We start from the raw sequence: 14,373 nt of genomic DNA on the forward strand, positions 1-14,373 counted from the left end.
GGTTTACCGAGTCGATTTGTCGCGCAAAGAAATCGATCCTGAACCGGGCAGCAGGGCAAAACTCTAGGTCGCCATCGCGTCGGCTGGCAGGCGGACCAGGCCGAGGTGATCGCATCGGCGGATCAGCGGTGTGAGGATGCGATCGGCTTCGCTCGCGCGGTCGGCCCGGCGCAGGGCGCTGCCGAGCAGGAACCCGGCACGCAGCGCGGCCAGCGGCCTGCGCTGCATATCTATCCCGGCGACCAAGTGCTCGGCGCGCTCGATCGCCGACCGGGGCCGACCCGTCGCCAGCAACACGCGGATCGCGGAGTCCTCATCGAATTCATCGATGGCAGTGGCGGTTCCGTTGTCACGACGGATCGTGCGCGCGCTCGTCAGCGCCGCCGCCACGGTGGGATCGAGTTCGACGCCGAGACGCACCCGCTCGTTGCGGACCCGGGCGGCCAGGCGCGGCAGATCCAAGAGTTCGGCGTGGGACATGCCCTCGTCGAGGAGTTCCAGCGCGCCGTCCCGGTCGCCGCGCAGGGCTCGTACCCGCGCACCGGTCGCGTAGGTGGCGAGCATGATGTCCACTCCGCCGCCGCCTTCGGTGGACAGTTCCCTGCTCTGCTCCAGTAGATCCGCCGCGATATCGAAATCACCGGTCTCATAACGTAATTCGCCCAGCAAAGCGCACGCGAGGCGAGTCGCGTGGGCGGCGGCGCCCATGGTCGTGCGTGCGGTGTCGAGCGCGGTCGTGAACAGGTCGTCGGCGCCGATGATGTCGAGCTGTTCGCGGGCGGCCACACCCGCGAAACAGCGCCCGTACACCGACAGGAACGGGCCGGTCGCCTCGTGATACGGCGCTGCCCAGAGCTGCCACCGGCGCGCCTCGGCGAAGTCGAAGCGCTGGATCGCCGCGAAGCTGGCGATATTGGCCGCCACTCCGGGGATCCGCGGGGAGAAGTCGTCGGGCCGGGCCAGCGCGTCACCGATCAGACCGTCGAGCTCGGATACGCGGTCACCGAACATCTCCCGGACGCTGATCGCCACGTCCGCTTCCGCGCGCAGATCGGTGCGCTCGGGCTCGGCGAGTGGGGCCGCGGCCAGCGCGGTCTCGAAGCGGGCGAGGGAGGACGCGGTGGCCGCGGGTCTGCGCAGCACCAGGTTGACCCAGACGCCGAACAGCTGGATACGGGGCCTCGCCCGGCACACCCTGGCGGGTAGTTTTGCCAGAATGCCCTGCAGCATCACCATTTTCGACAGCTCCAGCAGGTAACCCGCGCCCTGTTCGACGAGATCGGCCGCGCGTTCGGGGTTCTGCGCGGCCAGCGCTTGGTCGACGGCCTCGTTGAGCAGGTGATGGTGCGCGAACCAGTCGGCGGCTCGCAGCCGCAGACCCGCGATCTCGCCCGGGCGGTCCTGGGCGAGCCTGCGGCACAGATAACCAGCGAACAACTGGTGGTAGCGGTACCAGTGGTGGTCGGGGCCGGTGGGCAGCAGGAACAAACCGCGGTCGGCGAGATCGGCGAGGAGGTCGGCGGCGTCGGTGCGGCCGGTCAGGGCGGTGGCCAGTCCGCCGCAGATCCGCTCGCAGATCGAGGTCGTCATGAGGAATTCGAGGGTGTCCGGATCCAGTGCGCCGAGTACGTTCTCGGCCAGGAACGCCCCGATGTCGGGGTGCGCGGCGAGGCTGTCGAGCAGGTGCGCCGGGTCCTCACCTGCGCGCAGCGACAGCACCGTCAGCTGTAGTGCCGCGACCCAGCCGTCGGTGGCGCCTGCCAGCGCGGCCACCTCGTCGGCGGCCAAGTGCACACCGCCGGCTTCGGCGAGGAACGCGTGTACCTCGTCGGGATTGAAACGTAGTGTCGTGGCGTCGATTTCGGCGAGTTCACCGTGGATGCGCAACCTGCTCAACGGCAGGTCGAGCCGCTCGGTGCTCGTGACGACGAGGGGCAGATGGTGACACCCGTGCTCGAGCAGGAACCGGACCGCGTCCACCGAGGCGGGGGCGGTGACCCGTTGCCAGTCGTCGAGTATCAGCGTCACCCGCCGGTCGTCGGCGTGCAGACCGTCGACGAGTGCGGTCAGCACGGCGCGGGTCGGGTCGTCGGGGTTGGCTTCCAGCAGCCGGTCGAGATCGTCGGCGAGCACGGGGACGGCGGGACGGATCGCCTCGGCGAGGTGGGTGAGGAACCAGGAGACATTGTCGTCGTCCTCGTCGACGGTCAGCCACGCGACTGCGGCGCCGTGCTCGACCAGCTCGTCGTGCCATTGGGCGGCCACCGTGGTCTTGCCGAATCCGCTGGGCGCGTGGATGGCGGTGAGCCGGGTGCTTTCGGTGGTGCGCAAGTGCTCGAGCAGGCGCTTTCTGGCGAGAGTCGCCCGCGCCGGAGTCGGCGGGCGATACTTCGTGGCGGGTGTGGGAGGCGCGGTGGTGCGATCGCGGGCCCGGGCCGCCGGTGCGATCGGCACCGCGACGGGTCGCTGGGTATCCGGGACCCGGAGGACATCGACGGGGCTGCCGGTACTGCGCTGGGCCGCAACCAGTTCCGCGCCGAAGCCGGCGGCGCTGTCGGGCCGGTCGGCGGGGTCGGTCGCCATCGCGTGCTCGATGGCGGCTCTGACCTCGTCGGGCACATCCTGGTCGGTGAGATCGGGACCGGGCTGCGCGGAGACTCGCAGGAACTGTGACAACACCTGCTCTCCGACGCGCCGCTCGTAGGCGACATGTCCGGTGAGTGCGCAGAACAGCGTGGCGCCCAGGCCGTACACGTCGGCGGCGGCGGTGGCTTGCGCGCCGCGCAGGACCTCCGGCGCGGCGAAAGCGGGGGAGCCGGTGACGATTCCGGTCGTCGTGTGGAACCCGCCCTGGATCCGGGCGATCCCGAAGTCGGTGAGTTCGGGTTCGTCGTAGTCGCTGAGCAGGATGTTGGACGGTTTCACGTCACGATGCAGGATGCCGGCCCGGTGCGCGGTCTCGAGGGCGCCCGCCATCTTCACACCCAACCGCAGTGTCGCTGCCCAGTCCAGCGGGCCGACGGCGTGGATACGTTGTTCCAACGACCCGCGTGCGTGATAGGGCATCACCAGGTAGGGGTGCCCGCCGTGGGTGGTGCCCGCTTGGAAGACCGCGACGATGTAGGGATGACCGGACAGCCTGCCCATCGCCTGCTGTTCGCGCACGAAGCGCTGCAATCCGTCGGGGTCGAGTTCGGCGGTCAGTACTTTCACCGCGACCACGCGGTCCAGATCGGGCTGGACGCAGCGGTAGACCACACCGAAACCGCCGCGTCCGATCTCCTGGGCGTCCTCGAAGCCCTCGGCGGTCAGTTCCGCCGCGATCCCGGTGGCCGAGCTGCGCTGCGTCGGCAAGTTTTCGGCCATTCAGGCTCGATTCGGTGCGACCTCGTGGCGGTGCGCTGGTGCGCCGCCCTCTACCGAGGATAGCCCCGGAACCCACGGTGTTCGACGACGTCAGGCGCGTTTCCGGTGTCGGCGAAACCCCCTGCGTTCGCGCTGCGGGCGGGCGGCTCAGGCCCGCTTGTGCGGCGGGTCGACGAAGATGTCGTATTCCAGCCCGTCGGCGCCTCCGTAGGGCGAGAGATCGGTGACGCCTTCGGCACGGAGCACGTCGACGTCGAGGAAGGTGTTTCCGGTGACCGATCGTGCGTCCTTGCGCAGGAGCGCCACCGCGGCGTCGGCCATGATCTGCGGGGTACGGGCTTTGGCGATCGCGTCGTCGCCGCCGAGGAGGTTCTGCACCGCGGCGGTGGCGATCAGGGTCTCGGGCCACAGGCAGTTGCCCGCGACGCCGTGTTCGGCGTATTCGGCGGCCCAACCCAGCGTCAGGAGCGACATCCCGTACTTGGCGAGCATGTACGCGGGGTAGGCGCCGAGCCATTCGGGTGCGAGATTCAGCGGCGGCGACAGGCTGAGGATGTGGGCGTTGTCGCTGCGGCGCAGGTGCGGCAGGCAGGCGCTCGAGAGCAGGTAGGTGCCGCGCAGCTGGATCTGCTGCATCAGGTCGAACCGCTTGATCGGCAATTCCTCGGTGGGGGCGAGGGCGATCGCCGAGGCGTTGTTCACGCAGTAGTCGATGCCGCCGAAACGCTCGACCGCGCGGGCCACCGCGTCGGTTACCGAGGCTTCGTCGCGCACATCGCCCACCACCGCGAGCGCCTGTCCACCGGCGGCTTCGATCTCGGCGGCGGCGGTGTGGACGGTGCCCGGCAGTCGGGGGTCGGGCGTATCGGTCTTGGCGAGCAGCACGATGTTGGCGCCTTCGCGGGCGGCGGCGACGGCGATCGCCAGCCCGATGCCGCGGCTGCCGCCCGACATGATCATGGTGCGCCCGGTCAGCGGGAACGGGGAGGTCGTGGATGTGGTCGTGGTCATACCGTGCGACGTTACAGTTTTCGGACAGTCGCGGCAATAGTGAAATATGTAGACTCGGTCTCGTGAAATCCGCTGCTACCGGCTTCGACGCACGGGTCCGTCCGGTGTCGGCCCGTTCGGCGGTGATCCGGATTCTGATAGCGGCCGAGTCGCCGACGACCACCTCGAGTGAAATCTGCGCTGCCACCACCGCCGTCGGCTATCCGGAGACAACGGTGCGTGTCGCGGTGTCGCGGATGGTGGCCGCGGGCGAGCTGATCCGCGAACAGCGCGCCTACACGCTCGACCCCGCCTTGCGCGCACGCCGGACCGAACTCACCGCCCCGCCCGCTCGGCCCTGGGGCGGCGACTGGGAGCAGGTCGTCATCACCGCCGCCGGACGGCCGTCGGCCGAGCGTGCGGCCCTGCGCGCCAGGCTGCTCTCGCTTCGCCTGGCAGAACTTCGCGAGGGAGTCTGGCTGCGGCCGGCCAACCTCGTCCGCGAGCTGCCCGCGGACCTGGCTACCACCACGCTCCATTTCCGACTCCGGCCGGTCGAGAACGCTGCCGACCTCACCGCCGAACTGTGGTCGCTGGCCGATTGGTCGGCGCGGGGGCGCGCCCTGCTCGATGACATCGAAAACCCTGACCCGGCAGCAAGATTCGCGGTGGTATGCGCCGCGCTCGACCTGCTCACCACCGACCCCGCCCTTCCTGCGGCGCTGCAACCCGACGACTGGCCGGTCGACGATCTCCGGGCACAGACCTCGGCCTATCTCGCCTGGATCAGACAACTCGACCTGTAAGCCGTCCCGGCGCCGCAGGTCAGGAGAGGACGACTGCGCGGGCGCCGTTCTCGCCGGCGCAGTAGTCGACGGCCTTGCCGATGTCGCCGAAACCGAAGGTCTCGGTGACCAACCGGTCGTCAGGTCGCGTCGTCCACGGTGGTCTCGGCCGACCTGCGACGGCTTCGCCGGGGCTGGTGAGGAGCCTCTGGGATCCCCAGTTGGGCGCAGGTCAGCAGGGCCACTTCGATGTCGAGCCTGCGCTCGCCGAGCGGATGTCCGAGCAGCTCTTCGGCTTTGCGCACCCGGTAGTGGACGGTGTTCTTGTGGACGTGCAGCCGCGCGGCGGCGTCGGTATAGCTGCCACGGGCGTCGAGGAACGCGCGGACGGTCTCGCGTAACCGCGCTGCGGTCTCGTCCGTGCCCAGCAGTGCGCCGAGCACACGCTCGGCCCACACCCGCATCTCGGGCACCCGGTCGGCGAACAGGGCGGTCAACGCCACGTCGGAATGGACGGTGAGTCCGTGCTCTCGCCTGGTCAGGGCGACGGCGCGGGCTTGTTGCGCGTCGCGGAAGGTCTGGCGGAATCCTTCGAGGCCGGTAGCCGGATCGCCCAGGGTGATCGACAGATTCGGATGGGCCCGCAGATCGTGGGCGAGTTGTTCGGTGTCGAGCACGGGTCGGGCCACCGAGGAGATCCACACCCACCGGTTGTGATCGTCGACCTCGACGGTCATCGGCGTCTTGCCGGTCGCGGCCGCCAGCAGGGCGGTGCCCGCGCGCAGCGACGCGCGGGGATCGCGGGTTCCCGGCGGTGTCCACAGCGTCGCGAACTGGTGCCAGCCACGCAGGGAGGCCGACAGCATCTGCTCGGCCGAGCCCACGTCCAGATCATCGGCGTCGACGACGGCGCGCACCTGTGCGGCGCGGGCAGCGTCGGTGCGCGCGTCCCAGCGGCGGCGCTCGCTCTCGTAGATATCGATCAGGCCCTCGATCACCTGGTCGATATAGCTGTTGACCAGGTAGGCGATGCGGGCCGCGGTGGCCATCGCCACGTCGGTGGGCGGGTTCAGTTCGGCCAGCAGCGTCATCGTCCACTGGACGAACATGTTCTCGCCGAGCCGGTAGGCGCGCAGCAGTGCCTCCAGCGACAGATCGTGCTGGGCGAAGCGGCGGGCGTATTCGGCGGCGGCGGGCGGCACGGTGATGTCGTCGAGGCCGATGGCCAGCGTGAGTATGTCCAAGATCGCGGACAGGTTGGACTCCGTGCTGGCCACCATCAGCCTGCGCACTTCGTCGTCGTGCCGGAATTCGGGGATGACCTCGGTGAACATCGTGGTCATCCTCGGCGACAGGTGGTCCAGGTCGGCTTTGATCCGGCCCGCCACCGCACGCACCAGTGGATCGTTGTCGTGGGCCATGGCCGCAGACAGTACCCCCGACGCTCACCCGTGTGGCGCTGTTTGTGCCCGTGGCACAACACGTCGGCGCAACGCTGGGCTGCGGGCCCGTAGTCGGCGCCTGATTCGCGTCCTACCGTGAGTGATGTAACTCAGATCACATTCGCCACCGGTGAGGAATCATGCGACACATCGCCGAATTGCCCGAGGTCAGAGCCGCTGCCGACCCGCACGGACCCTGCATCGCCGACGACACCGTCACACTGTCCAATGCGCAGTTCCATGCTCGGGTCGATGCCGCTGCGTCGGTCCTGCATCGTGAGGGCGTGCGGTCCGACGACGTCGTCGCGGTGGTGCTGCCCAACCGAGTAGACCTCGTGGTGGCCCTGTTCGCGGCCTGGCGACTCGGTGCGGCCGTCACTCCGGTGAATCCGGGGCTCACCGACGACGACATCCGGTACCAGGTCGAAGACTCCGGCGCCGCCGTTGTCCTCGGCGAATCCGGCAGGCCCGCAATCACTCTCGACATCGCGGAATTGGCCGAGCACGCCGGTCCCGTCGCCGCCGCGTCCTCTGACGATCTCGCCCTGATCATCTACACCAGCGGCACCACGGGTAGGCCCAAGGGTGTGCTGCTCGGTCACGAGAACCTCGCCGCCATGTGCGCGATGATCATCGACTCGCTCGGCCTGAACGAGACCGACCACAGCCTGCTGATCCTGCCGCTGTTCCACGTCAACGGCATCGTGGTCAGCGTGCTGTCGCCACTGCTGGCGGGCGGACGCACCACCATCGTCGGAAAGTTCTCCGCCTCAGGCTTTTTCGACACGGTCGAGCGGGTCCGGCCCACTTATTTCTCGGCGGTGCCCGCCATCTACGCGATGCTGGTGGCCCAGCCCGACGGTCCTCGTCCCGACAATTCCTCGTTGCGCTTGGCGATCTGCGGTGCCGCGCCGATGCCCGCCGAGCTCATCGCCCGGTTCGAGCAGCGCTTCGGTGTGCCGATCGTCGAGGGTTACGGTCTGTCCGAGGGGACCTGTGCGTCGACTCTCAATCCCGTAGCGGGCCAACGGAAGCCGGGGACTGTCGGTATCCCGTTGCCCGGTCAGACCGTAGCGATCATGGATGTCGGCGGCGCGTTGTCGGCGCCCGGCGAACCCGGCGAAGTCGTCATTCGCGGAGCGAACGTGATGCGCGGCTACCTCGGCAGGCCGACGGAGACGGCGAAAACCGTCGTGGACGGCTGGCTGCACACCGGCGACGTCGGCTACTTCGACGCCGACGGCTATCTGGTTCTGGTCGACCGAATCAAGGACATGATCATCCGGGCGGGCGAGAACCTGTACCCCAAGGAAATCGAGAACGCGCTCTACCGTCATCCCGCTGTTCACGAAGCCGCGGTAGTCGGTGTGCCCGACGCCGTGCTGGGCGAGGTGCCGGTCGCCCACGTGGTGCCCGCGCCACAGTCCGCGGTCACCGTCGAAGAGCTGATCGAGCACTGCCGCGTGGAACTCGCGGCGTTCAAGGTTCCCGCCGCGATCGTGTTGACCGCGGAGATGCCACGCAATCCGGTCGGCAAGATCGACAAGAAGCAGCTGCGGCTCTCGGCCGCGCGCACCTGAGCGGTTCTGCACCGCAATCCACTTCGAACGAAAGACAGCCCTTTCGGTCGCGGTCACTCGCGTCCGGAAGCCGGAAGAAAGGGATCGAGCCATGGGATTCAAGACGGGAGACTTCCCGCCGGTGGACACCGAGACATTCTTGGATCTGCCGCTGCGCGAACGTATACGGACGCTGGCACTGCACTGGGCGGAATACGGATTCGGCACGCCGAAGATGATCCACACCGTGTATCTCGCGAAAGTGCTCGTGCTCTACATCATCGGCGGCATCGCGATCGCGACGGCGACGTCGGGCACCGGACCGTTCTGGGATGTGGCGCAGTGGTGGAACCAACCGGTGGTCTACCAGAAGCTGGTCCTGTGGACGGTGCTGCTCGAAGCCCTCGGCGTCGCGGGCTCCTGGGGACCGCTGGCGGGCAAGTTCAAGCCGATGACCGGCGGCATCCTGTACTTCGCCCGACGGGGAAGTATCCGATTGCGGCCCTGGTATCGGGTGCCGTTCACCAACGGTGACTCGCGCACCGCCCTCGACGTGGTCCTGTATCTGGGCTTTCTCGCGTCGCTGGTGATCGCCCTGGTCGCACCGGGCCGGACCACCGCCGCACTGCTGGAAGCGCTGCCGGACAACACCTCCGGACTGGTCCGGCCCGTGCTGCTGATCGCGCCGATCGTGCTCTACATCCTGTGCGGGCTGCGCGACAAGACGATCTTCCTGGCGGCTCGCGGCGAGCAGTATCTGCCCGCGCTGCTGTTCTTCGCGGTGCTGCCGTTCACCGACATGATCATCGCGGCCAAGCTGCTGATCGTGATCGTGTGGGTCGGCGCGGGAGTTTCGAAGTTCGGCAAGCACTTCACCAATGTGGTGCCCCCGATGGTGTCCAACAGCCCGTCGATGCCGTTCCGATCGATCAAACGCGCCCACTACCGCGACTTTCCGCGCGATATCCGCCCGTCGCGGGTGGCGGCGTTCATGGCTCATGTCGGTGGTACCGCCGTGGAGGTGCTCACCCCGATCGTGTTGCTGTTCTCGACGAACCACTGGCTCACGTTGGCCGGGGTCGCGATGATGGTCATCTTCCACCTGTTCATCACCTCCACCTTCCCGCTGGCCGTGCCGCTGGAGTGGAACATCCTGTTCGCCTACCTCACCGTGTTCCTGTTCCTCGGGTTCCCGAACTCGGACGGGTACGGGGTATTCGACATGTCGTCGCCGTGGTTGACGGTGGCGATCGCGGCGGGGCTCGCCTTCTTCCCTGTGCTGGGAAACCTGCGTCCCGACCTGGTGTCGTTCCTGCCGTCCATGCGTCAGTACGCCGGCAACTGGGCCTCGGCGCTGTGGGCCTTCGCGCCGGGGGCCGAGGCGAAGCTCAACACCATCGCGCACCGCCCCGCCGACAATCAGGTCGACCAGCTGCTGGCCATGGGCTACCCGCCCGCGGTCGCCGAGATCACCATGCAGCAGACCATCGCCTGGCGTTCCATGCACAGTCAGGGCCGCGGCCTGTTCTCCCTGCTGTACAAGCACCTTCCCGACGTCGATCGCTGGACCGTGCGCGAAGCCGAGTTCGCCTGCAACTCGCTGATCGGCTTCAACTTCGGCGACGGCCACCTGCACAACCTCGACCTGATCGACGCGGTGCAGGCACGGGTCGGCTTCGCTCCGGGAGAATGGATCGTGGTGTGGGTGGAGTCGCAGCCGGTACACAAGAGCACGCAGCAATACATGGTGGTCGACGCGGCGCTGGGCGTCATCGAACGCGGAACATGGGAGGTGGCCGACGCGGTCGAGGCGTTGCCGTGGCTGCCGGACGGTCCCATCGCGCACACCGTGACCTGGCGGCGTGAAGACGTCACCGGCGCGGTCACCGCACCGCGGCAGGGCGTGGTGGCTCCGGCCGAATAGCCGAGCACCGGACGACATCTCGAACAACAGAAAGGCACGTCGATGACAACGGCGACAGTGGTCGGCAGCGGCCCCAACGGGCTGGCCGCGGCCATCACCCTGGCCCGCGCGGGCGTGGAGGTGACGGTTCTCGAAGCGGCCGACACGATCGGCGGCGGCACCCGCTCGAGCGAGGCGATCCTGCCCGGTCTGCTGCACGACCACTGCTCGGCCATCCACCCGATGGCCGTGGGCTCGCCGTTCCTGCGGCGCATCGACCTGGAACGGTACGGATTGCGGTGGGCGTGGTCGGAACTCGACTGCGTCCACCCCCTCGACGACGGCACCGCCGGTGTGCTGCACCGCTCGGTCACCGAGACCGCCACGGGCCTCGGCGCCGATGAACGGCTGTGGCGCACGCTGTTCGAACGCCCGGTCGACGGCTACGACGTGTTCGACGCAGACATCATGCGCCCGCTGCTGCGCGTTCCTCGACATCCGATCCGCCTGGCACGCTTCGGTATTCCCGCGACCGCGCCCGCCACGCTGCTCGCACGAGCCTTCCGCACCGAAGCGGGACGGGCACTGTTCGGCGGCGTCGCCGCACACGCCTTCCAGCCCCTCGAACGCCCGTTGAGCGCCAGCGTCGGGCTCGGCATCCTGACGGCGGGACACCGGTACGGCTGGGCGGTCGCTGTCGGCGGATCCCAGCAGATCGCCGACAGCATGGTCGCGGTACTGGCCGACCACGGCGGAAAGGTCGAGACCGGCGTCCGCGTGCGCTCGGTCGCCGACCTACCGCCGTCCGACATCACCATCTGGGACCTCGCCCCGACATCGGTCGCGGAGATCCTCGGTGACCGACTCCCCACTCGAATCGCGCGCGCCTACCACCGATTCCGCTACGGCCCCGGCGCTTTCAAGGTCGACTTCGCCGTCGACGGCGGTATCCCATGGACCGCCGAGGCCGCCCACCGCGCGGGCACAGTGCACCTGGGCGGCTCCTTCGCCGAGATCGCCGCGGGCGAACGTGACATCCACGCCGGCCGAATGCCTCAGCGCCCCTTCGTCCTGGTCGGCCAGCAATACCTCGCCGACCCTCAGCGATCGGCAGGATCGGTTCACCCCGTCTGGACCTACGCCCACGTCCCCAACGGCTACACCGGCGACGCCACCGCAGCGATCATCGCCCAGATCGAACGCTTCGCACCAGGTTTCCGAGACCGCGTAGTCGGCCTGACCACCCGCACCACCGCAGAATTCGCCGACTACAACCCCAACTACGTCGGCGGCAACATCATGACCGGCGCCAAGAACATCCCGCAGCTGGTCTTCGGCCCCCGAAAAACCCTGCAGCCCTACGACACCGGCCTCCCAGGCCACTACCTGTGCTCGGCGGCGACCCCGCCCGGCCCCGGCGCGCACGGCATGTGCGGTGCCAACGCCGCCGAACGAGCACTGCGACGGCTGAGGTAACCAATATTCGAGGACCGACAATGGTGGCTGACCCATCACATATGCCACCACCAGCGGTGCCCGAACGTCCGCTCATGGCGATGAGCGCGAGGTTTGCAGGGGTGCTCGGAGAGTATGCCTGAGCAGCAACCGGTTAGCCGCCCAGAAACTCGAGACGGTTGCCCACCGGGTCGGTTGTGTGGAATCGGCGGCGGCCGGGAATCTCGGCGGGATCAGCCCAGTGGACTTCGTGTCCAGCCGCCGTGACCGCGGACGCGAGCGCGTCCACGTCAACGATGAAGGCGGGATGAGCTTTGCGGGCAGGATGGAAGGGTTCCTCGACGCCCACGTGCAATTCCCCATCCGGGCCGCCCACTCCCGGAACCGTGAACCAGCAGCCGCCTCGGGCAGCGAGCAACGGAGGTTTGGGGAGTTCGGCCCAGCCGAGGACACCGGTGTAGAACGACCGCATGCGACCTTCGGCGCCTGGCGGACAAGCGACTTGTACGTGGTGAATCACGGATCCCCTCCTGACATCTCTTGCAGGACAAGCGTACTGCTTGCCGTCATCCAGCGCCTGGAGGAACATCCGAACCGCCACGTCAGAACGCACTCAATGCCGATCATGTTGGGGGACGACCGACTGTGTACCCGTCGTGCTCGGCTTCCGGACGGCGTGCTCCTTGGAGCGAAAATGCTCCAGTGAGTCTTCAGTCTGTACGAACAGCTCCACCGGCCACTCACCGAAATGTATCGATGAACGGTAGGACGCCGACGAACCATGCATCAATACGGTGATATCCAGATCAGAAGTCGCCGTGGCCATTCCGAGAGCCACGCTGCCGCCTAGCCACGCTGCCCGAGCCTGCGGAAAGTCTCGCCGGACCAGCAGCTGTGCCACTTCAACCCCGTCGATCGCCACCGGGCAAGTCTGTCATCGTGTCGGCTCTGCGACGATTCCCCCGCGATCTCGTGGTCCAGCGTTTCGTCATTTCGTCAGTCCGAGCAGTGCGGCGGTGAGCCCGTAGTCGGGGCCGAAGTCGTGCATGTTTCCGGAGCGGCAGCCATCGGACTTCATCTGGATCCGCTCACAGAACACGCTGACGATCTCGCCGGAGAGGGCGGTGCCGATCAGGGCGTGTATGCGCACGAAGCCCTCCTGCTTGTTCATGGCGCCGTCGATGTTCTGCATGAGCAGCGGCACCACGTCGACGATCTCGACCATCGCGCCGGAGTTGGCACGCAGCTGGTTGGTGACGGTGGTCAGGCCGGTCAGCGAGGCGGCCAGTTCTTCCTGATGCCCGGCGAAGGTCGTCGAGGTGTTGTTCAGGAACTGGTTGAGCTGATCGAGGGTGGCCTGCAGACCGGGTGCCTGGTCGGCGAGCAGCCCCGACATGGCGGTCATCCGGTCGCTGAAGTCGCGCACGGACTGGTCGTTGTCGGCCAGCATCGTCGTGAGCTCGTTGAGCTTGATGATGATGTTGGCGATGGCGTCCTTGTTGTCGACACCGACCTTCAGCGCACCCGAGAGCGCGTCGAGGGTCTCGCGGATCTTCTGACCGTTGCCGTTGAGTACCGGGTAGAGCACCCGGCCCGACAGCGGGCCCAGACCCTCCTGGCCGGGTTCGGGCTTGAGCGAGGCGGCGAACTGGTCGATGGTCTTGATCATCGTGTCCAGCTCGACCGGGGTCCTGGTGCGTGCCTTGGGCAGGTGATCGCCGGACTTCAGTGTCTCACCGCCGGTGAACGGCGGGCTCACCTCGATGTGGCGATCGGTGACGATCGAGGGCGAAATGATCGCCGCGATCGCGTCTTTCGGGACCTTGACGCCGGCGTCGATGGTCATGTGGACCTCGACGTAGGTGCCCTTGGGCACGATCTTGTCGACCTTGCCCACCGCGAGACCGAGGACCATGATCTCGTTGCCCTCGTACATGCCGGCGATGTTCTCGAAGTCGGCGGTGATCTTGGTCGAGCGGCCGAGCGGGTCGTTCACCTGGCCGGGTATGGAACAACTGACGATCGCGATGGACGCCGCTGCCAGGCCCAGAGGGCGGAAGGATCTGTACACGGTGCTGCGCAGGTACCTCATTGGTTCCATCTATTTGTTGTCAGTGTCGGTGAGTGGTGGTCGCGGCCCCAAAGCTGTGGCGATGGACGGTCCGTCGAAACTGCTGGGCAGTCCGTGTCCTGGAACCAGGGTGTGGGCGTGCACCGTTGCGAGAGTCGTAGCGGTGTCGTAGGTGAGTGCTTCGTCGTGATTGAACACCGCCGGTAGCAACTGGGGGCCGACGTGAGGTAGCAGCGGATGCCCGGTGACGAGTGCGTCTCCGGAGAACAGCACGCCTTCGGCGGGAAGGAGGTAGGCGGTGTGGCCGCTGGTGTGCCCGGGGGTGGGTATCGCGACGAGTCCGCCGGGCAGTGCCGCCAGGGTGGCGGGCTCGACCGCCTCAGCTTGTGGGATGGCCGTGCCGATGTGGCCGTGGACCGCGCGCAGGGTGTGTGCGACCCAGCGGCGGCCGCGGCGGGTGGCGAGTTGTTCGAGCATTCCGATCGGCGTGATCTGTTGCAGGTATTCGCGTTTGGCGTGGCGCACTTCCTCGGCGCCGGTGTAGACCGGCATGCCGAACTGCTCGATGAGCGCCGGGATCGCACCGATGTGGTCGAGATGGGCATGGGTGATCAGCACGGCCCGAACATCGGCAAGCCGACCGCCGATCTGCCGGACAGAACCGAGCACGTCGGCGGCGTCAGCGGGGTATCCGGCGTCTATCACGGTGATCCCGGAATCGTCGCTGATCAGCGCCCAGTTGACGTTGGTGCCGGCTACGACATGGACGGAGTCGGAAACCTGATCGATTTTCATCGCGGGC

11 protein-coding genes are annotated in these 14,373 nt (G+C 67.7%); 4 read left to right on the top strand and 7 right to left on the bottom strand.

Annotated features, from left to right (window positions below; all coding sequences use genetic code 11):
- Positions 1-63: 63 nt before the first annotated feature.
- Both ACWGCN_RS15975 and ACWGCN_RS15980 read right to left on the bottom strand, forming a co-directional pair.
- A complete protein-coding gene (locus ACWGCN_RS15975; RefSeq protein WP_452457388.1) occupies positions 64-3,366 on the bottom strand; it encodes a protein kinase domain-containing protein in 3,303 nt (1,100 codons plus the stop codon).
- Positions 3,367-3,513: 147 nt separating this feature from the next.
- On the bottom strand, positions 3,514-4,377 hold the full coding sequence (locus ACWGCN_RS15980; protein WP_452457387.1) for an SDR family oxidoreductase: 864 nt from the start codon (positions 4,375-4,377) through the stop codon (positions 3,514-3,516).
- Positions 4,378-4,439: 62 nt separating this feature from the next.
- Here ACWGCN_RS15980 and ACWGCN_RS15985 point away from each other — a divergent pair, with 62 nt between their 5' ends.
- Positions 4,440-5,162 carry a PaaX family transcriptional regulator C-terminal domain-containing protein gene (locus tag ACWGCN_RS15985; protein WP_452457386.1) on the top strand — a complete coding sequence of 241 codons (723 nt, stop codon included), beginning with the start codon at positions 4,440-4,442 and terminating at the stop codon, positions 5,160-5,162.
- A 119-nt stretch (positions 5,163-5,281) separates the two neighbouring features.
- Here ACWGCN_RS15985 and ACWGCN_RS15990 read toward each other — a convergent pair whose 3' ends face one another.
- Positions 5,282-6,562 (bottom strand): helix-turn-helix domain-containing protein, encoded by a 1,281-nt coding sequence (locus tag ACWGCN_RS15990; protein WP_379314897.1) that lies wholly within the window; start codon positions 6,560-6,562, stop codon positions 5,282-5,284.
- Between the two features lie 161 nt (positions 6,563-6,723).
- On the opposite strand from ACWGCN_RS15990, the gene ACWGCN_RS15995 reads away from it, so the two are divergent.
- From ACWGCN_RS15995 to ACWGCN_RS16005, 3 genes are all read left to right on the top strand, one after another.
- On the top strand, positions 6,724-8,163 hold the full coding sequence (locus ACWGCN_RS15995; protein ID WP_452457385.1) for a class I adenylate-forming enzyme family protein: 1,440 nt from the start codon (positions 6,724-6,726) through the stop codon (positions 8,161-8,163).
- Between the two features lie 91 nt (positions 8,164-8,254).
- Positions 8,255-10,066, top strand: a complete 1,812-nt coding sequence (locus tag ACWGCN_RS16000) for a DUF3556 domain-containing protein (protein WP_452457384.1) — start codon at positions 8,255-8,257, stop codon at positions 10,064-10,066.
- A 42-nt stretch (positions 10,067-10,108) separates the two neighbouring features.
- Positions 10,109-11,521, top strand: a complete 1,413-nt coding sequence (locus tag ACWGCN_RS16005) for a phytoene desaturase family protein (RefSeq protein ID WP_452457383.1) — start codon at positions 10,109-10,111, stop codon at positions 11,519-11,521.
- Between the two features lie 133 nt (positions 11,522-11,654).
- On the opposite strand, the gene ACWGCN_RS16010 is transcribed toward ACWGCN_RS16005, so the two are convergent.
- From ACWGCN_RS16010 to ACWGCN_RS16025, 4 genes are all read right to left on the bottom strand, one after another.
- Positions 11,655-11,972, bottom strand: coding sequence for a VOC family protein (locus ACWGCN_RS16010; RefSeq protein ID WP_387446846.1), 318 nt, complete (start codon positions 11,970-11,972; stop codon positions 11,655-11,657).
- 141 nt (positions 11,973-12,113) lie between these two features.
- Positions 12,114-12,422 carry a nucleotidyltransferase domain-containing protein gene (locus ACWGCN_RS16015; protein ID WP_452457382.1) on the bottom strand — a complete coding sequence of 103 codons (309 nt, stop codon included), beginning with the start codon at positions 12,420-12,422 and terminating at the stop codon, positions 12,114-12,116.
- 66 nt (positions 12,423-12,488) lie between these two features.
- Positions 12,489-13,592: an MCE family protein gene (locus tag ACWGCN_RS16020; protein ID WP_452457394.1), complete on the bottom strand. Its 1,104-nt coding sequence runs from the start codon at positions 13,590-13,592 to the stop codon at positions 12,489-12,491.
- Between the two features lie 9 nt (positions 13,593-13,601).
- The gene (locus ACWGCN_RS16025; RefSeq protein ID WP_387446847.1) at positions 13,602-14,366 is read right to left on the bottom strand and encodes an MBL fold metallo-hydrolase; all 765 of its coding nucleotides are present in this window, start codon (positions 14,364-14,366) and stop codon (positions 13,602-13,604) included.
- Positions 14,367-14,373 lie beyond the last annotated feature (7 nt).

This window comes from Nocardia sp. NPDC055050 (assembly GCF_053608345.1).